We start from the raw sequence: 19,372 nt of genomic DNA, 5'->3' as shown, positions 1-19,372 counted from the left end.
TTGATAGTGCTTCGATCAGAAGTTTCTGTTATCTCGAAGAAAAGGTGAATATGACGATGACCATTGCAGATCGTAACGCCAGACCCCGACTGATCATTGCAGGCACCGGAAGTGGTGCAGGGAAAACGACAGTAACTTTGGGGCTAATGAGAGCACTAGCTCAGCGTGGCTTGAGTGTACAAGGGTTCAAATGCGGCCCGGACTATATTGATCCGACATACCATACCGCCGTCACGGGCAGACCGTCACGTAATCTGGATGCATGGATGACATCGCCTGAGTATGTGAGAGATACGTTCAGGAAGGCATCGGCGGGACACGATATATCCATTATTGAGGGCGTTATGGGCCTCTACGATGGCAAAGATCCACTCAGCAATACAGGCTCAACTGCAGAGATTGCTCTGGTCACGCAAACCCCTGTGATCCTGGTCGTGGATGTACGCAGCATGGCTCGTAGTGCAGCTGCGATTGTATTAGGTTTTCAACAGTTGGAGCCTGAATTACATATTGCCGGAGTGATTGTCAACCGTTGTGGAAGTGTGGGTCATTATACCATTGTGAAAAAAGCCATTGAGCAGATGTGTGGCATTCCGGTGGTTGGCTGGCTGAAGCGGGACGAAGACATGTCTATCCCGGAGAGACATCTGGGACTGGTGCCTGCCATTGAGCGCGGCGAACTGGAACCATTATTCCAACGTGCTGCCGATGTGCTGATGGAAGGCACCAATCTGGATCTTCTGCTGGATCTGGCAGCAAGTGCCCCGCCGCTAAATGTAGAAGAAATGAGCCCTTCAACCACTGCCCACACGGATTCAGATCAGGCTGAATCAGGCTCAAATTACGATTCACATTCCGATTCAGTGACCAACGTTAATAATCGACATGTACCATATGTGGTACGGCCTGTTATTGCCGTTGCGCGCGATGCAGCATTTAATTTCTATTACCCCGATAATTTGGAATTGCTCGAAGCAGCCGGGGCCCGATTACAATACTTCAGTCCGCTCGCTGGTGAAGATATTCCAATGGATGTGGATGGCATCTATTTGGGTGGTGGATTTCCTGAGGAATTTGCAGCAGAGATTGCCGGTAACCAAGGGTTCTTGGAAGGACTTCGACAGGCAGCACAATCCAACATGCCTTTATTTGCCGAGTGTGGTGGTTACATGGTGCTTGGAGAAACGTTGACCGACCGCGAGGGTGCCACCTTCCACATGGCGGGGATTATCCCCGCACAGGTGCAGATGCAGAAGAAGCGGGCTGCGCTTGGATACCGTGAAGCCAGTAGCGTTCAGGATTCCTTTTTGCTGAAAAAGGGTGAAGTACTTCGGGGTCATGAATTTCATTATTCCACAATGACCTATCGTGATGAAGAAACGATCCCTTATGCGTATGAGACCAAGGGATTACTTGGCTTGAAGCAAGAGGGATATGCCGCAGGCAACATTGTGGCGGGGTATACGCACGTTCATCTGGGCTCTTATCCGGCAGCCGCTCGAAGATGGGTGGAGCACTGTCTAGTCTATCGGCAGGAGCGAGATATGTAGGGATAATAGCAGCTTTTTATAGCTCAAATAGATAGCTGAATTCAATAAGCAGAATGGCTCTAATCTTTCTTTTACCTAATGAGTCTTTGGTCGTGAAGTTGGCGATCCGATTCTGAATTAAAGGTTTTCAGATGAATATGTGGAATGAATAAAAGAATAGAATCATTATGCGAGGGAGGGACATCATGATGAGAACCGTATGTGTAACGGGAGCTGCCCGGGGATTGGGATTGGCTTTGACGGCACAGATGCTGAAGAGAGGGTATCTTGTGTATGCGGCCGGTCTGGACGTGGAAGATTCCGAGGGAATTCGTAAGCTTGCAGAAGGATATCCTGACCATCTGCGCGCCATCGAACTGGATATCGCGGACGACCTGTCGGTAGCTCTGTTCACGGAGACATTGAAGCTGGATACGAATCATCTGGATATGCTGATCAATAATGCGGCTATACTAGGAAGTATTACGGATCATATCCGCGGGCCGTTGAATATGGCGGAGATGGCTGAAGTATTTAATGTGAACACCTTAGGTACACTGCGTGTGACTCATTCCCTGTTACCCCTCCTTCTTCAAGGACAGGTCAAGCTGATTGTTGATATCTCTTCCGAGGCTGGAAGTATAGAGCAATGCAGTCGGGATGGGTGGTATGCCTATTGTATGTCCAAAGCTGCTTTGAACATGCAGGCCCGTCTTGTGCACAATGGTCTGAAGAATGAAGGCGGACAAGTGATGCTTGTGCATCCCGGTTGGGTACAAAGTTATATGAGGGGCGAATTGGATGTTGCTGCGGATCTCACGCCCGAGCAATCTGCACAGCATATCGCAGTACTTATCGACCGCCATGAACAGTTTAAAGGAGATCAGCCCGCATATGTGGACTACAAGGGAGAGAAGCTCCCCTGGTAGTTGATTGATACAGTGAGGTGAACAAGAAAGGAGATTGATGGAATGGATCATCGTAAAAAAGCATTACTACTTGGTGATTATACACATCCGGATTGGCACCCGCTTCAGGGGGTGGATGCGGAGATTAGCCGAATTTTCCATGATACTATGACTGTGCAGTGCAGTGAGAACCGGAATATGCTGCTGCAAGAAAATATAACCGGATTTGATGTATGTATCTCATACATGGACGATTGGAAGGGTAAAGTCTCTCCACAGCAGACAGCAGGTTTGTTGTCCTATGTAAGTAATGGAGGTGGACTGGTCATTATACATAACGGCATTTCGCTCCAAAATCGTTATGAGCTCAAACAGATGATCGGTGCCAAGTTCCTGCATCATCCGGCGTATGCACCGCTTGAATTCACTGTAACGGCGGAAAGCCATCCCGTGACGGAGGGCATTTCGAATTTCACAATGGAAGAAGAGCCGTATCAGTTCGAGTTTGGTTCTTTTGCCGAAACGAAGATATTGCTGGAATATCAATCTGAAGATGGACCAAAGCCTGCGGTTTGGGCTCATCGATATGGTATTGGACGTATTGTTTATCTGATGCCAGGTCACCATGTACCGTCTTTTGCACACGAAACGTACCGCAAGTTACTTCTGCAAGCAGGCAAATGGGCTGCACGTTACGTCTGATCGAACTGACATTTTTGCATGCGGAGTGTAAGGGGTATAATATAGAGATCAACGAAGAGGAGGATGACAAAAATGAGCGATTTGTTCAAAAAGGCGATCTCGTTAGGGCTTGGTCTTACTGTCGTAAGCAAAGAAAAAATTGAGAAAACCGTGGATGATTTGGTCAAGCGCGGGGAACTTGCGCCCGGTGAATCCAAAGCTTTGGTTGAACGCCTGCTGGAACGGGGCGATGAAGAGCAAGGCCAGTTCAAGAGAATGATTCAAGAACAGGTCAAGCGTGTGCTTCAGGAAGCTGGTGTGGCATCCGAAAGTGATGTAACCAGTCTGGAACAGCGCGTTGCCGTTCTGGAGAAAAAACTTGCCGAACTGGGCCACTCACCACAGCTTCAACCTGATGAATCCCCAGCTCCACTTGAAGTTCCTCCTCCTCTCAAAGGAAACGAGATCGAGTAGATGGCAGTGCGAATCAAACATGTCGGCAGATACCGTGAAATTGCCATGGCGCTCGTGCGTCATGGCTTCGGTTATATGGTCGAGGAGCTGGGTTTGTTCCAGTTACTGGCTCTGCCCAGACGGTGGATGTCGCGTGAAGCACACACCACCAAAACGCTGAGTGAACGCATCAGGCTTGTGCTGCAGGAGCTGGGGCCAGCTTTCGTTAAGCTGGGGCAACTCGCAAGCACAAGGGCAGATCTGTTGCCTGAGTCTGTCATTCGTGAGTTGGTGAAGTTGCAGGATCAGGTCCCGCCGTTCTCGTCCGAGACGGCACGGGGTATTTTGGAACAGGAATTGGATACACCGCTGGAGGAGATCTTTTCCCGGTTCGAGGATACCCCTGTAGCTGCGGCCAGCATTGGACAGGTACATCTGGGCAAACTTCAAAGCGGTGAATTGGTAGCCACAAGATTCAGCGGCCGGGCATATCGCGTATTGTGCAGCGTGACCTGGATATCTTGCGTGAACTGACAGCCATGGCCGAGAAGCGCTGGGAATGGGTGAAGCAATATCAGATTCCGCAAATGGTCGAAGAATATGCGGAAAAGATTGCACAGCAATACCAACAGGACAACAAGGTGAAAATCCCGACAATTTACTGGGATCAGACTTCGTCCCGTGTGCTCACTATGGAGTATATCGAAGGTATCAAACTCAATGATCGTAAAGAACTGGTCAGACGCGGTCATGATCTGAATAACATTGCCGAGCGGCTGGTGGATTCATTATTAAATCAGATTTTTATTCAGGGATTCTTTCACGCTGACCCACATCCGGGCAATCTGATGGTATTAAAGGATGGACGTCTTGCCTTTATAGACTTCGGTATGGTGGGCAGTCTGAGTGATGAGATGAAACAGCAGCTCGCTTCGCTTATTATTGGGTTAATGCGCAAAGATACAGACAGTATGATCCGGGCGATTGAGAAGCTCGGCATGATGCCAGATGACATGGACCTGCGTGGTCTTCATGTGGATTTGGACAAGTTGCGTAGCAAATATTACGATATTCCCTTTTCCAAGATCAGTGTGGGTCAGGCGTTGAATGACTTGTTCGGCGTAGCTCAGAGGCACCGGGTTGTCATGCCTGCGGATATTCTGCTGCTCGGTAAATCGTTGCTTACGATGGAAGGTGTGATTGAACATCTTGATCCTTCATTGAGCATTGTAGATATGGCCGAGCCCTTTGGCCGTAAGCTGATCAAGGAACGTTTTAGCGCCGGAAGAATCAAGAATCGCTTGTTCCGCAGTGCGGCTGATATGGCCGAGAGTGTCATTGGTCTGCCAGGGCAGTTAAGGCAATTATCATCCATTATTAGCAAAGGCAAGCTGAGGCTGGAGATCAGTGTCCCTGAACTGGATGCACTCATGCGCAGAATGGATCAGATCAGTAATCGGCTGTCCTTCAGTATCGTGCTGCTCGCCTTTTGTATCATCATGGTGGGCCTGATTATCGGTTCGTCGATCAGTCATCAGTCCACGATGCTGTGGGATATTCCGGTCATTGAGATTGGTTTCCTGGTGGCGATTCTGATGGTGGCTTTCCTGCTCTATTCGATATTCAAATCAGGAAGATTCTAGCATAAAAGCAAGACCCGCAAAAAGATCCTGGTAAAGGATCTTTGCGGGTCTTGCTTTATTTTTACCCGTTTATTGGAGAATGCCATATTCAGGACAGTATTTAACAATACGTGAGCGATGAAAGCTAATATAATTCCGGCTGAATCCATGCATGCTTCCAAAATGGGTACGGATTAGGCACCTCTCGTGGACTTATATCAATTTAAGAATCTTGCATTTATGAACGGCATAACTTCTGGAGCTGACCCTCAACTTTCGATAAACACGCCCCAGATGATATTCGACATTTCGAGTAGACATAAAAAGAGATTCCGCAATTTGTTTATTGGTTTCTCCTTTGGCCACCTGTTGTAGCAATTTAATTTCGAACTCGGTCAGCATAGTTTCAGGCGCGTTAAAGGAAGCTGTCGGAGTGAGAATCGATTTAAAGAAATCCAGAGAAAAGACAACCGCATCTTCCATGCACATGGAAATGCTTGTGAGCACCTGCTGTGCTGAAAAAGACTTGTCGATAAATCCGCGGATGCCTGCTTGGACGGACATTTGAAACAGCTGAATCATATCCTCTTGGGAATAGAAAAGCATGATTCTTGCATCAGGAATGATCTCCATCGTTTTAGTTGCCAGTTCAATCCCGTTGAGGTCCGGCATAGACAAGTCATACAGGTAAAGGTCTATTGCATTGGCCTGCTCTTTTATGAAGTCCAGCGTTTCAAGGGCTGAATGAAGTACGGTTACCTTCATATGGTTTTGTTCCAAAATGAGCTTCATTCCACAGGTGAATGCTTTATGATCGTCTACCAGAATTACGTTCAGCATGATATGCACCTCGTATGTATTATTTTCTTTTCGGACCGTAAAATAACCGTAAAAAGCAGGTTTGTGGAATCTTGGCGGTTATTGGGGATTGTCTTCGGACAAAACCCATTATTTCTATGATATATTAAAAATGTAATATATTTCAAGTAGAGGGGTGGTGAAGTATATGCGTAAAGTTCAAATGGCTCCTTTGAAGAGTTATGGTGCTTTCCTAACAGTAACTCTCTCCAAGAAAAGTAAGCCGGGAGATGGAAAATTCGGTCGTGGAGTAAAACGTGGTTAATTTCAAAGGCATTATAAGTTCACCAGAGAGGGCCTTGCGGCTCTCTCTAGTCATTTCCATATACTACATATTACCTTGCAGAGAGGGGTTGCAGGCATGAAAATTGCCCGAAGCGAGGAAACTGCCACCACGTCATTAAGTGAGGAATGTATCGTGCTGGACATCAATAACGGTGAATATTTTGGGCTCGAGGGCGCGTTGATGGAGCTGTGGCTGGAACTGGAGACTGGAACAAGGGAGTTCAACCAAATTCTGAGTAAATGGAAAAGCGAATTTGATCAATCCGAAGCAGAATTAACCGTTATTTTGCAAAATGCAATTCAGGAACTCTCGGCTAAAAAACTGGTCAAGGTCGATGTCTCATGAGTAAGGCCATTCCTATCCATAACAAGGTGTATTTCACAACGGTTCATGCTTTTGTCCGCCTGTTACTACTGGAGACGGATTTTGTGGATGCTTATGAAAAAATTGCAATACATATGTACCCTCTTCATGTAAGCGCAGGCCGAAGGGAAGCGAATCGGATTGAGACGGACGAATTGTGCAGACTGGGGCAGATGATGTATGAAATGGATGAAAATGATCATCTCATCACCTCATGTGTATCCATAGCTATGACAGTTCAGGCCATTTTGTTCAGTGCTGGCTATGAAAGTGACTTGTTGATCGGTGTGAAAAAGATAGATGAAAAACTGTTCTCTCACGCATGGGTGCGTCTGGAAGACGGTCGGACCATTGACCCCAATCATAAAGGAAATGATTTGAAGGTATTGAAAATATATAATATGAGCGAATATGCCGAGAGGTGGGTGCTATCTCTGGGATGAAGATATGGATCGCTATGCAAGGCCAAAATCAAAGTATTTGGTTGGATTGGATGGATTCAATTAAAAGGTGGGCAAGGGTTACCGGTGTGAATGGTTATACGGAAGATACGTTCCATTTAGCAACGCTCTCCTACGGTTATGGAGCACAGGCTTCCAGTACTTCGGCGGATATCCGTCTTGATTTTCCCATCATTCTGGATGGCTGGGCCAGCGGCGAGCTGCAAGCCCATGCCGATGATTTCCCGTCCCTTTCATCTGATCAGCAGGAGCAGGCGTATCGTTTGCTGCAAGAGAAACCTGAATATCAACTATGCAAGTCCCAAGGGGAATTTACACTGGTGTACTGGGACCAGAAACGAAGCAGTTTAATTGTTGCTACGGATAGCTATGCAACCCGACCCGTTTATTACTGGATTAGCCCAAGAAATGAATGGTTTGTTGCCAATGATCTACGCGTGCTTTTGTTGCTTCAGGATATTCCTTTTGAGGTCGATGAAGACGTGTGCCGAATGTATCCGACTTCTGGCTTTGCTGTAGGGGAGAACGGACTGGAAGAGCGGACTTTTTTTAAAGGCATTCGCAAGCTTCCCACAGCCTCCATTGCTTGGTGGAACAATCACCAGGTGAAAGTTCAAAGCTACTGGGGAATGCGGGAACTGACAAGCAAGCCACAGCTCACGGAAGATGCTGTCCCCCAATTTCGTCAATTGCTGGAGCAGGTGACCCAGGAACGCTTTAATGGCAACAAACGAATGGTTGAATTGAGCGGAGGGCTCGACTCAGCCGCGGTTGTAGCTGCCGCCATTGCCAGCGGGAACCAAGAGCAGATTCTGGCTGTTAACATTTCTTTTGCGGAACCGGATATGATGCCAAGCCATGATAAGGATCTCGTCAAAAAAATGATGAGGGATCTGCGCATTCCCGGCTTGATCATTCATGCGGACGAAACGGCCAGAATACCCAATGCCGAAATTGGCAGGGACCCGCTATGGTTTGTGGATGGTCCAGACCCTCGAGCCAATTCGCTTGTGAATGAGACATTTACGGTGCTGGCTCGGCAATTTCGGACTGCTGCCGTTTTGACAGGTGAAGGCGGAGACTTTGTATATAGCGGCGAAGTTGCTGTCATTGATTCTTATTTCCGGCAAAAGCGTTATCGGGAAGGTATTCGTGAACTTCGGGAATGGGCTGGCAATCGAGTAGGACCTATGCTGAAAAAGGGATTTCAATATGGTTTGGCTCCATTCTTGCCTTATTTTGGTGAAAAATGGTACTACAAGCTGTTATGGTCGGATACAGAATATGACTTGCCCGAATTCTTTACCAATGAACATCTCCAGAGAGAACGGCAGATGAATGCGGAGGAGGTTCACCGATATCGCAAAAGCAGGCCGCTAAACTACTGGGGGAAGCGTTATCATTACGACTTTCTGTGGCCTCGTGCAAGATACATGGATGCTGTAGGTGTGACCTTGCCTGCGTATCATCCGTTTCTGGACAGGCGCATAATCGAGTTTTCGTTCTCGGTTCCGCCAGAGCAGCACTTTGATCTCCTCAAGGGTGAGCAAGAAAGCTATGCCGGTTCCAAGCTGTTGCTTCGAAAAGCATTCACAGATATCTTGCCTTCGTATGTCTATAACAGGTCTTCCAAAACAACCTATGCCCATATGGCCAGGAAAAGCTTTTTGAATGACCGCCAGCATATTTTGCAATTGTTCGCGAGCGGAAAGCGTGTGTATGTTACGGAACTGGGGATTATTGACCAGAGATCGTGGTGGAAACATCTAGTCGCTATGGCGATCCGTTCGGAGGACCCGAATAATGATTTGGGTATGGGTTACCAATATATGCGCTCTGTTATCGACTTGGAGATCTGGCTGCAGGAGATGAGTCGTGGCAAAGAACATGTGCTCAACCGCTCCAGACCTTCTCCGGCAAGGATGCTCGGAGACATTGAGGAGGTCAATATGAATGAGAAGAAACGCTTGTATTTTCATGCCTGATCCAAGGACATTTCGATGATAAAGGTGCAGAAGAATGGAGAAACACATGTTTGATCATGAAGAACGGTGCAGCAGAGCACAACGAACACGGCAAACGACCCATTTGCTTGTGCGAATGTTATGGCAATCTGGTCCGGTGTTAACCTTGCTAATCATTTTGTTCATATTCATTGAGGGTGCTGTTCCAGCACTTCAGCTCTATGCCTCTAAACAAATCATCGATGGAATTGCGCCAAACGGATTAGGATCATACGCGGCACGGTGGTCTATTGTCTATGCTTGTAGTCTGGTCTTGCTTAGCATCGTGAACGCCGCACAAACCTGGCTTAAAATGCTGCTATCGGAGCGATCCGTCATTACCGTGAACAGTGTTTTGTTGGATGCCTTCGAACGTATTCCCGGCATGCGCTTTTTTGAAGAGGAGAAACACCGAAACCGGCTGGAAGCGCTGCGGGATCGCTCCAATTGGTTGCCTGCACAGCTCCTGAACTTCAGCGCAAGTATGTGCACGTCTGTGTTCTCAGCTATTGGTATTATTATGCTGATTGCCGTGCTCTCTCCGATGCTGTCCATCATTCTGGTGCTGTCAACCGCTCCTTTTGCGTTCATGCAGAACCGTTACAACGAGATGGAATGGCAATATGCCAAAGAATATGCAGTTATAAGAAGAAGATTGGATTATACTCGAAGCCTCGTGATTAGTCGACGTGCCGCCAAGGAAATTCGCCTGTTTGGTTTGGGCAGCCATTTCCATAACATCTATCAACACACGTTTGCTCTGCTGTATGAACAATTTCGAATGATCCAGGCCAAAAGCGCCAAAGGAACGGTTTTTACCGGTCTTTTTTCGGGTATGGTGGCAGGAGGAGCATACTTTTGGGTAGTAAGTCAATCTGGATCGGGCTCGATTTCGCTGGGGGATATTGCTCTGTATTTAGGGGCTGTGTTTCAATTGTCTGTTTCCTTAAGAGAGATTGCCAAGGAAGGGGCAGACACGATTGATATCTGGAGAATGGGAAATGATTTCGTCTTATTTATGAATGCAGAGGAAGATATCCAGAAGCCTTCACATCCCATTCCAGTGAATGCTGGCCCCCTATCTATAGAATTCAAGGGAGTAAGCTTCAAGTATCCTTACCAGGAACAGGAGAGTGCTGCTTCCGAGGAAGCAGCTGATGATTTCGACCTGGACCTGGACAGTGAGGAAATTGATGACGAAAACGAGGACGAAGTCCACGACTATGCTGAGGATGTTTATGAGAGTGAAGATAAACGTTCCCCCTGGGTTCTTGACCATATCAGTTTCAGCATATCGCCCGGGGAGCGCATCGCGATTGTTGGCGCCAATGGGTCGGGTAAAACGACACTTGTCAAGCTGTTGTGCCGCTTCTATGAGTTTTGCGAAGGCGAGATTAAAATCAACGGGGTGGATATTCGCTCGTTTGATGTCAGGGAGCTGAGAGAGCATATCTCGGTTGTTTTTCAGGAATTCGGAAAATACGAGTTATCCCTGCGCGAGAACATTATGATCGGCAGCCCGAACACACAACTGAGCGACAGGGAGATAAATCAGGCACTTCAAGATTCAAGGCTGGACCAGATCGTTTCGGCGCTGCCTCATGGAATCGAAACCCTCTTGGGCCCCGAATGGGGAGGTACTGATTTCTCAGGTGGACAATGGCAACGCGTGGCGTTAGCCAGAGCGATGGTTCGTCAAGCAGGTCTGGTCATTCTGGATGAACCGGCTGCGTCCCTTGACATTCGGGCTGAATATGAGATTTTCAATCAGTTTCAAAAAATGACAAAAGGTAAAACGGTGATCATGATTTCTCATCGGTTCAGCACGGTTAAACTAGCAGATCGAATACTTGTCCTGAAAAATGGTTGTATTGTGGAAGAAGGTAGCCATGAGGCCTTAATGTGCAAAAATGGGGAGTATGCCACCATGTTCCGTTTGCAGGGAAAATCTTTTCAAGGGGAGGAGCATATCCAGTGATAGCATTGCAACGAATCACAGCCAGGCGACGACATATGGCTTCCTCCGTTTTGTTTGGACTGTCCTTGTTATGGACATGCTCGCCAGTAAAAGTGTGTACCGTTTTTGCCATTAAAGTGCTTGAGGCATTGCTTGGTCCGCTGCTTGTGTGGCTGAGTGCCAAGATCATTGACAGATTGGCTGAGCAGCCGTTTGTTCTTGCATCATGGGATGCGCTGGCTTGGATGGTGCTGTTGTATATTGGGCTAACATTAGTTGTGGATGCCCTCCAACCCGTATCAGAGATGCACAAACGCCTGTTGACTGCAAAACTTCAAGCACATATTGATGAGTTGTTGATCAGCAAAGCAATGTCGATTCCGGATATTGCTCCTTTTGAAAAGGCAGGGTTCCATACAAAAACTCGGGTTATTCAATATAACGAATACTTCGTTACAATGTGGTTAACGATTATTTCTCAGACCATCGGAGGACTGGTCGTGATTGCAGCCGGGAGTATAATGATTGGAACGATCGCTCCCTGGGCCCCGATTGTCTTGCTGGCGTTGGTCGTTCCCAAGCTGTATTGGGAAGCGAAGCTCAACAACGCTACCTTTGAAGGACGCGAGGAGGTCCAGGAATTAAGGCGGCGTGCTGAGTATTACGCTGGTACGCCGCTCAGGCCTGAAACAGCCGGAGAGCTGAAGGTATTTGGTCTTGTTCCTTTTTTTAAGGAGAGATATCTGAACACATCACGAGAGCTTCTGCTTACACTTTCAGCCGACCAACGGAAACTGGCTCTCCATCAATTATTGTGGTCTGTGCTCCAGTCGCTGGCCGCCGGTCTCATCATTATATATCTAGTTGGACATGCGCTTTCCGGCCACTTCACAGCAGGGGACATCTTTTTATTTATTGGCGCCACTATTCAGTTGAATGAGGGAATGAATGAATTGTTTGCAGCTTTTGCGATTGGTCCTAGAGAAGCCAGACATCTGGAGAAGATTCGTTCCTTTCTCTATAGCGAGAATGAAATGGAGTCAGGCCCATGCCCTCCGGCGGTGTCTGTCAAAGAGGGCTTCCGGCTGGAAGGGGTCCGTTTCCGGTATGATGAAACCAAGGTTGTTCTGGATATCCCAGAGCTTATCATCCCTGCTGGAAAAGTGACCGTGTTGGTCGGTGAAAACGGGTCAGGTAAAAGCACGCTTGTCAAACTGCTCCTGCGCTTCTTTGATCCTAATGAAGGAGTGGTGTTTTACAACGGTATTCCGCTGTGCGAATATGATATCGCTGCCTATCGGACACAGGCTACGGCCGTATTCCAGGATTTTGTGCGCTATGAAATGAATCTTCGGGACAATATTGGACTAGGTAATCTTGCGGCTGTTAACGAGCAAAAGATAATCGAAAGAGCTGCCAAGCTGGGCGGAGTAGACGAATTTATCCACAAGCTGGGGCAAAAATATGATACACAGCTAGGCAGGCTATTCGGAGGCAGAAGCCTTTCAGGAGGAGAATGGCAGCGGATTGCATTATCCCGTGCTTTTATGAGAAAGGATATTGCCGGATTGCTGATCATGGACGAACCATCTTCTGCGCTTGATGTGTTCATGGAGGAAGACGTGTTCCAACGAATGCGGGATTTAATGAAGAACAAGACGGTGGTCATCGTCTCGCATCGGTTGAGCACTGCACGACACGCAGATTATGTAGTCTATATGGAACAGGGCAGAATCATGGAGACGGGAACTCATAATCAATTGCTGGTGAATGGGGCAGGGTATGCCGAACTGTACAATATGCAGGCTCAAAAATACAGATAAAGAGGTGAGATGAAATGAGCGTGATTGACAATTTGCGACCGTTTACGGTAAGAGATCTGGCGATGCTGGAGGAGTGGTTTAAGGATGCAGAGGTTCATCGGCGCTTGGAGGGAATGCTTCCTTTAGACGAGTGGCATCAGCACGTGGAGCAGCATCCTGGTTATGACGTGTGGGTAGCGTTCTCGGAGGGTAAAGCCGTAGGTGTAATTATGATTGAGCAGGAGGAGCAGAATACGGGAAGCATTGCCATCGTTGTCGATCCGTCGGTTCGAGGCAGGGGCTACGGCAGAGCAGTGGTTGAAAAAGCTATGCAGCTTCCCAAACTGGAAACGATCCATAAATGGTACGCCGGAATTGAAGCTGACAACGCTGCTTGTTTGAAGTGTTTTCAGTCTACTGGTTTTGTACTGGAGAACGAAGCTCCCGATGAAGACGGTTATTTTTCTTTATGGCATATCGCTAATATTAAAGTGTAGAGCGGAAACAAGGAGGGATGGCAATGAAAAGAACAATACAGCTGTTTGTGTTCATTCTGCTTGTCTCGTTTCTTCCTATATCTGAACTAAAAGCATCCGATCGGCAGGCCGATTACACCTTTCTCATCTATATGATTGGCTCAGATATGGAAAGTGATTTTCATATGGCAAGCGATGACTTGAAGGAAATGATGAGTGTAGGCTCTTCCAGCAATGTAAATGTTGTTGTTCAGACAGGAGGGGCTCGAAGCTGGGACCATTCGTCCATTGAGTCCGGTCTGAATCAACGATGGCGTGTTGAAAAGGGGAGGTTGGCCCTTCTGGATAACGCAGGCTCACAAAATATGGATACATCCAATTCCCTTACAGATTTCATTCGCTGGGGAACCCGTGAATATCCAGCTCGGAAGCATGTGCTTATGTTCTGGGGGCACGGTCTTGGACCGATCGATGGATACGGCGGCGACGAGCACTATGGAAATAAAAAAATGAGCTTGACCGAGCTTCAAAAAGGAATTGGACGCGCCTATAACGAAACGGGAATTAAATTTGAACTCATTGGCTTCGATAATTGCAAAATGGCAAGTGTGGAGGTGGCCTATGCACTTAGGAACTATGGGGAATATATGCTTGCCTCTGTCGATTACACGAATCAGAATGGGTGGGATTATACAAAAATGCTGAAGGCAGTTCAAGAAAAGCCCGGGATTTCCACCCTTGAGTTGGGCAGAACTATTGCTCAAGGATATCTGGAACAGTCGAAGGAAAACGGCGAAGAGGAGGACCTTCAGCAATCAATCATTCGACTGGATCGGATGGAAGAGGTTATGAGGGCAGTCGAGTCATTCAGCAAAAGATTGTTAGAGCCCCAAGCTATGACAAAGGGAATAAGTCATTTGAGAAAAGCCCGGGATCAAGCCGAGGATTATGCGGACGAGGCCGATTTGGTGGATCTTGCTGATTTGTTTACCTTGATCGGCAAAAGAATGAAAGCTGAGACCGAGGCGGACCGCGTCAAAAAAACAATTCAAAAAGCGGTTGTTTATAACATGAAGTCTCCTGAACACCCCAAGGGAGAAGGAATGAGCATTTATTTTCCGAGCAAGGATGTCTATCGCTTTACGGAAAAGGTCAATATGTACCGAAAACTGGAAGTCAGCTCGAGCTATAAGGCTTTTATTACTGAATACTCGACATTGTTGTCACGTCGGCCCCAAAATACTCCAAACAAAAAGTGAACGTTGTTATATGCAACTGAAGTTAAGGAAGCAACGAAGCATGAATGACGATGCCAGCAATGGAGCCTGTGTGAAACCACTATACATCAGCACATAATCAGCGATAAAGCGGGAGAGCTTCTTTATACCTTTCTTGTTGGCATGGTTGGTGACTCTTCCGTGTTACCAAACAAGCAAGGTTTTTTTGTTTATGGGATCTACAAGGGTGAATAACTAACATCCTCGCTGATATATCCTGCAATGGGAACTGCTTGGTATTATTTTGTTCAAAATAGAGTATTTTTGAGTAAATTAACAAAAAAATTAGAATTTAAGAGGTATGATATTATTTTTTCAGCTTAATAGTGTTAGTACATATTACATCCTATAGTTATAATAATAGGTCAGTACATTAACGGACCCAGTTTTTCTGAGAGGGGAAAACTATAGGTGTCATGCTCTGTTCATGACGCCCTGAAGGCAAGGAAAAGAAAACGGATTTGGACGGAAGCAAGCGAAACACATAGGAACGGATGGGGCATGTTCAGAAATAATGTTGGATAGCCTAACTCTCATGCTAAAAGATTCCGGATTCGCAATTTGAGGTACAGGCCAAGATCAAGCTTGGGAACAGTGAAGTACGCGGAATTGATTATACTGTAGAAAGGATATTATTTAACCACGATTAGATGAATTTTGCGAACAGCATTCTGCTATTTGTGCTGTCTGTTGTAATGGGTCAGTGATGAACCGTATCGTTACCCATCAGGTGATAAGACAAATTGAGTTGATACACGTAGGAGGAACGGCAAGAACATATGAATACTTTAAAACAACAATGGTTTGGCAACATTCGCGGAGACGTGCTGGCAGGCATTACGGTAGCGCTGGCGTTAATTCCGGAAGCCATTGCTTTCTCCATCATTGCAGGTGTTGATCCGATGGTCGGATTATACGCTTCGATTACGATTGCGATTGTGATCTCAATTGCAGGTGGAAGACCAGGCATGATCTCTGCGGCAACAGGTGCCATGGCGGTACTGATGGTTGGACTCGTCAAGGATTATGGCGTGGAATATCTTTTTGCAGCGACGATTTTGACGGGCATTATTCAGTTTCTGCTGGGCATATTTAAGGTTGGACGGTTTATTACGTTTGTGCCTCATTCGGTACTGACGGGATTTGTTAACGCGCTGGCTATACTCATCTTTATGGCGCAGTTAACCCACTTCACGGGAGCGAACTGGATAATGTATGCGATGGTGGCGGGCACGCTGGCGATCGTATATATTTTGCCACGGTTTTTCAAAGGCGTTCCAGCTCCACTGATTGCAATTATCGTGATGACGATTATTACCGTGGTGTTCCATCTGGACGTAAGAACGGTAGGTAATATGGGAAATATAACGAGCACTCTGCCGATGTTCCACTTGCCAAATATTTCGTGGACCTGGGACACGCTGATGATTCTGCTGCCTTATTCATTCACCATGGCACTGGTTGGTTTGCTGGAATCTCTGCTGACCGCAACCATCGTGGATGAGATGACCGAGACCAAGAGCAGCAAGAACCGTGAAGTACGTGGTCAGGGTATCGCGAATTTTGTGAACGGTTTGTTTGGTGGGATGGGCGGCTGTGCGATGATTGGGCAATCCGTCATTAATGTGAAATCTGGCGGACGTGGAAGATTATCTACGTTTACTGCGGGTGCGTTTCTCGCGATCCTGTTGCTGCTGTTTAGCGGTGTGGTGAAACAGGTACCGATGGGGGCGCTCGTCGGTGTAATGTTTATGGTGTGTATCGGGACATTCGACTGGAGTTCTATCAAAAATATAACTCGCGTGCCGCGCGCGGAAGCCTTTGTGATGATCGTGACGGTGGCGATTGTAGTCTATACCCACGATCTGTCGATCGGGGTTATGGTCGGCGTTGTGCTCAGTGTGCTGCATTTTGGCTGGAAACAGACCAAGATCCACGTACAGGCGAGCCAAGAGCAAGGGCAGAAAGTATATCGGGTTCACGGACCAATCTTCTTTGGTTCCTCGTCCCGCTTTGTGGAGGAGTTCGATGCAGAGGCCGATCCGAAGGAAATCACGATTGATTTCGGAGGGTCACATATCTGGGATAATACCGCGGTTGTGGCTATCGGCAAAGTGAAGTTCAAATACGCGAAGCTGGGCAAAACCGTGCACCTGCGCGGGTTAAACGAGGAAAGCTCTCGTATTCTTGAACGGAGTGGATTTGCGACAGCAGGCGGGCACGGTTCGTAACTTGGTTGGAACGAAGTAAACAACGAATAGATAACATAAAAAGATAATTTATAATCAGCGGCGCACCTTTCCCGGAAATCGGGGAGAGGGCGTCGCTGTTTTTTATTAGAGCCTGAGGCATGCTAGGTCATATCCACAGATCAGCAACCTGAAGGCAGATCTAGAGTCTCTTACTACTCGATTTAAAGTCACTTGGTCGATACAAGTTACGCTGATCTTGGAATTTTGTGCTACAAGTTAGGGGGTAACGCTGTATCCCCTTTTGTTTTGCTTGACTAACGTGTAAACTACAGGGTATGGAGAAGAAGAGCAACGAGTGGATTGCTTTTTAAAAAATTCATTTCATAATCATGATTGATATAAGGAAAACTAGTCTTGATGGCAGATACTGATACTGAGTCATTATGAAATGGACTTATCTAAATGAATATACAGAGGTGTAACGATTGGCAAACTTTGAACAACTGGGCATTCGCCCGGAATGGTGCGAGATCCTGAAACATCAGGGCATCGCCGTGCCGACTCCGGTACAGGAGCGTTCGATTCCGGTACTGCTGGGTGGACGCGATATTATCGCCGAGGCACAGACAGGAACAGGGAAAACGCTGGCATTTTTGCTGCCGATTATTCAGAAAATTAATGTATCCGACCGTTCGCCACAAGCGTTGATTATTGCGCCTACGCGTGAGCTTGCGCTGCAAATTACGGAAGAAGCAAAAAAGCTCACGGCAAACGACGATAAACTGCATGTGCTTGCCGTATACGGCGGGCAGGATGTGGACAAGCAACTGCGTAAATTGCAGAACGGTACCCAGATCGTTATTGGTACACCGGGTCGTCTGCTGGATCACTTGCGCCGTGGCACGTTGAAGCTGGATAATGTGAAAAAACTGGTGCTGGATGAAGCCGACCAAATGTTGCACATGGGCTTCCTGGACGATGTGGAGACGATCCTTAGCGAGCTCCCACATAAACGTCAGACAATGCTGTTCTCAGCAACGATGCCTAAGGGCATTCGCAACCTGGCGAAGACCTACATGAAAGATCCGGAAGATGTGAAGGTATCTTCTCAATCTGTTATTCCGATCAAACAGATTCGTCAGCAGGTACTGGAATGTACGGATAGCGGCAAGCTTGAAGCGCTTCGGGGCATGATTGATACGTATCGCCCATACTTGGCGATTATTTTCTGCCGGACCAAGCGTCGTGCATCCAAGCTGAACCAAGATCTGCGTGAAGCAGGTTATGCAAGTGATGAACTTCATGGAGACCTGTCCCAATCCAAGCGTGAGAACGTAATGAAAGCGTTCCGTGATGCCAAACTGCAAGTGCTGGTTGCTACAGATGTAGCTGCACGTGGACTTGATGTTGAAGGCGTTACGCATGTATTTAACTACGATATGCCGCATGATGCGGAAAGTTATATTCACCGGATCGGTCGTACGGGCCGTGCAGGTGGTACAGGTCTTGCTGTAACGTTTGCAACAGAACATGACAGACCGGAACTTGCACGTATTGAACAAGGTATTGACCAGAAGTTGTCCCGTATCCAGTGGACAAGCGAAGGTCCAATTGCTTCAACTGGAGCAGCTAGACGTTCCATCAACAGTCAGGGTGATGACGAACGTTCAGGCGGACGCTCTTCCGGAACAGGAAGCGCACGTCGGGGTGCAGGCCGTAACGATCGCAGAGATGGCGGACGTGGAGGTCGTGGTTCCCGCGGAGGCGAAGGTGGACGCAGTGAAGGCGGACGCAGTGGTGGTCGTAGCGGTGGCCGCAGCAGCGACAGCAGTCGCGGAGCAGCAGGTCAAGGTGGACGCGGTGCGGGTCGCAGTGGCGACGAGCGCAGCGCAGGTCGTGGTTCCGCGCGCAGCAGCGACAGCAGTCGCAGTGCAGCGGGCCAAGGCGGACGTGGTGCAGCTAGCAGCGGCTGGGCTGGCCGTAGCGCCGACAAGCGTACCTCCGGGCGCAGCAGCGAAGGCTCTCGCCGTCCGGAATCCGCAGGACGCGGACCGGCGAAGGGCGACCGTCGCGATTCTCGTCGCGGACGGTAAAGCCTTGGCGCAAGCGGCGATGCAGCCGCACTTGCGCAGGCACTATGCCATGCCACAGCGTTTGGCATGGCACGTAGGAAAGGGGTCGGGTACAGATGTATCGAACCCTCAGATCAAGGGTCGCGGGCGGAACCACGTCGCGGCCCTTTTTCAACAGGACAGATGATTCTTTCCGCTTATTCTTTTTGTCATCTGCGAGTGCCTGTTTGCGCGCCTGCTTGATCCATGGAAGATGCCATTTAGATATTCGCCATCTAGTTTTTCTTCCTGTCCATGTACTTCGCATAGTACTTGGCAGACTGCCATAAAATTCAAAACACCTCATCCTAGACCTAAGGATGGGGTGTTTTTGGATGAATTCTTATATCATTAGAATCATAACATTTGATACCTGTTGCCGATGTGCATGCA

Annotated in this window: 14 protein-coding genes and 1 pseudogene; 14 read left to right on the top strand and 1 reads right to left on the bottom strand. The window is 47.7% G+C overall.

From position 1 onward, the window contains the following. Positions 1-56 precede the first annotated feature (56 nt). From F0220_RS27955 to F0220_RS27935, 5 genes and pseudogenes are all read left to right on the top strand, one after another. Complete coding sequence (locus tag F0220_RS27955) at positions 57-1,550, top strand: cobyrinic acid a,c-diamide synthase CobB (RefSeq protein WP_223199798.1); 1,494 nt, start codon at positions 57-59, stop codon at positions 1,548-1,550. Positions 1,551-1,735: 185 nt separating this feature from the next. Next, complete coding sequence (locus F0220_RS27950; RefSeq protein ID WP_223199797.1) at positions 1,736-2,458, top strand: SDR family oxidoreductase; 723 nt, start codon at positions 1,736-1,738, stop codon at positions 2,456-2,458. Between the two features lie 42 nt (positions 2,459-2,500). Next, positions 2,501-3,139, top strand: coding sequence for a ThuA domain-containing protein (locus tag F0220_RS27945; protein ID WP_105600225.1), 639 nt, complete (start codon positions 2,501-2,503; stop codon positions 3,137-3,139). A 72-nt stretch (positions 3,140-3,211) separates the two neighbouring features. After that, positions 3,212-3,592 carry a phasin family protein gene (locus tag F0220_RS27940; RefSeq protein ID WP_091012767.1) on the top strand — a complete coding sequence of 127 codons (381 nt, stop codon included), beginning with the start codon at positions 3,212-3,214 and terminating at the stop codon, positions 3,590-3,592. Continuing rightward, positions 3,593-5,214, top strand: a pseudogene (locus F0220_RS27935) (ABC1 kinase family protein). Between the two features lie 192 nt (positions 5,215-5,406). Here F0220_RS27935 and F0220_RS27930 read toward each other — a convergent pair. After that, on the bottom strand, positions 5,407-6,033 hold the full coding sequence (locus F0220_RS27930; protein WP_091012790.1) for a response regulator transcription factor: 627 nt from the start codon (positions 6,031-6,033) through the stop codon (positions 5,407-5,409). Between the two features lie 379 nt (positions 6,034-6,412). Here F0220_RS27930 and F0220_RS27925 point away from each other — a divergent pair, with 379 nt between their 5' ends. The 9 genes from F0220_RS27925 (at position 6,413) to F0220_RS27885 (ending at position 18,961) form a co-directional block, all read left to right on the top strand. After that, a complete protein-coding gene (locus tag F0220_RS27925; RefSeq protein WP_105600223.1) occupies positions 6,413-6,682 on the top strand; it encodes a PqqD family peptide modification chaperone in 270 nt (89 codons plus the stop codon). Further along, positions 6,679-7,143, top strand: a complete 465-nt coding sequence (locus F0220_RS27920; RefSeq protein WP_091012794.1) for a lasso peptide biosynthesis B2 protein — start codon at positions 6,679-6,681, stop codon at positions 7,141-7,143. The genes F0220_RS27925 and F0220_RS27920 overlap by 4 nt, the downstream gene beginning before the upstream one ends. Further along, positions 7,140-9,146, top strand: coding sequence for an asparagine synthase-related protein (locus F0220_RS27915; protein WP_105600221.1), 2,007 nt, complete (start codon positions 7,140-7,142; stop codon positions 9,144-9,146). Before F0220_RS27920 ends, F0220_RS27915 begins: the two co-directional genes overlap by 4 nt. A gap of 34 nt (positions 9,147-9,180) precedes the next feature. Further along, positions 9,181-11,142, top strand: a complete 1,962-nt coding sequence (locus F0220_RS27910; protein WP_223199796.1) for an ABC transporter ATP-binding protein — start codon at positions 9,181-9,183, stop codon at positions 11,140-11,142. Further along, a complete protein-coding gene (locus F0220_RS27905; protein WP_223199795.1) occupies positions 11,139-12,944 on the top strand; it encodes an ABC transporter ATP-binding protein in 1,806 nt (601 codons plus the stop codon). The genes F0220_RS27910 and F0220_RS27905 overlap by 4 nt, the downstream gene beginning before the upstream one ends. Before the next feature lie 14 nt (positions 12,945-12,958). Beyond that, positions 12,959-13,420 (top strand): GNAT family N-acetyltransferase, encoded by a 462-nt coding sequence (locus tag F0220_RS27900; RefSeq protein ID WP_091012799.1) that lies wholly within the window; start codon positions 12,959-12,961, stop codon positions 13,418-13,420. Between the two features lie 23 nt (positions 13,421-13,443). Continuing rightward, on the top strand, positions 13,444-14,658 hold the full coding sequence (locus tag F0220_RS27895; RefSeq protein ID WP_091012801.1) for a clostripain-related cysteine peptidase: 1,215 nt from the start codon (positions 13,444-13,446) through the stop codon (positions 14,656-14,658). A 797-nt stretch (positions 14,659-15,455) separates the two neighbouring features. Then, positions 15,456-16,907: a SulP family inorganic anion transporter gene (locus F0220_RS27890; RefSeq protein WP_105600220.1), complete on the top strand. Its 1,452-nt coding sequence runs from the start codon at positions 15,456-15,458 to the stop codon at positions 16,905-16,907. Positions 16,908-17,353: 446 nt separating this feature from the next. Further along, entirely contained in the window at positions 17,354-18,961 is a 1,608-nt protein-coding gene (locus F0220_RS27885; protein WP_105600218.1) for a DEAD/DEAH box helicase, read from the top strand. Positions 18,962-19,372 lie beyond the last annotated feature (411 nt).

Source organism: Paenibacillus sp. 37 (assembly GCF_008386395.1).
Lineage (GTDB): Bacteria > Bacillota > Bacilli > Paenibacillales > Paenibacillaceae > Paenibacillus > Paenibacillus amylolyticus_B.
Note: the sequence above shows the minus strand (reverse complement) of the source record. Positions and strands in the feature narration are given on the sequence as shown.

Coding starts and splice junctions, on each gene's coding strand:
- F0220_RS27925 (WP_105600223.1), top strand. CDS start 6,413: ATGAAAATTGCCCGAAGCGAGGAAACTGCCACCACGTCATTAAGTGAG.
- F0220_RS27920 (WP_091012794.1), top strand. CDS start 6,679: ATGAGTAAGGCCATTCCTATCCATAACAAGGTGTATTTCACAACGGTT.
- F0220_RS27940 (WP_091012767.1), top strand. CDS start 3,212: ATGAGCGATTTGTTCAAAAAGGCGATCTCGTTAGGGCTTGGTCTTACT.
- F0220_RS27910 (WP_223199796.1), top strand. CDS start 9,181: ATGGAGAAACACATGTTTGATCATGAAGAACGGTGCAGCAGAGCACAA.
- F0220_RS27915 (WP_105600221.1), top strand. CDS start 7,140: ATGAAGATATGGATCGCTATGCAAGGCCAAAATCAAAGTATTTGGTTG.
- F0220_RS27945 (WP_105600225.1), top strand. CDS start 2,501: ATGGATCATCGTAAAAAAGCATTACTACTTGGTGATTATACACATCCG.
- F0220_RS27890 (WP_105600220.1), top strand. CDS start 15,456: ATGAATACTTTAAAACAACAATGGTTTGGCAACATTCGCGGAGACGTG.
- F0220_RS27900 (WP_091012799.1), top strand. CDS start 12,959: ATGAGCGTGATTGACAATTTGCGACCGTTTACGGTAAGAGATCTGGCG.
- F0220_RS27930 (WP_091012790.1), bottom strand. CDS start 6,033: ATGCTGAACGTAATTCTGGTAGACGATCATAAAGCATTCACCTGTGGA.
- F0220_RS27895 (WP_091012801.1), top strand. CDS start 13,444: ATGAAAAGAACAATACAGCTGTTTGTGTTCATTCTGCTTGTCTCGTTT.
- F0220_RS27955 (WP_223199798.1), top strand. CDS start 57: ATGACCATTGCAGATCGTAACGCCAGACCCCGACTGATCATTGCAGGC.
- F0220_RS27950 (WP_223199797.1), top strand. CDS start 1,736: ATGATGAGAACCGTATGTGTAACGGGAGCTGCCCGGGGATTGGGATTG.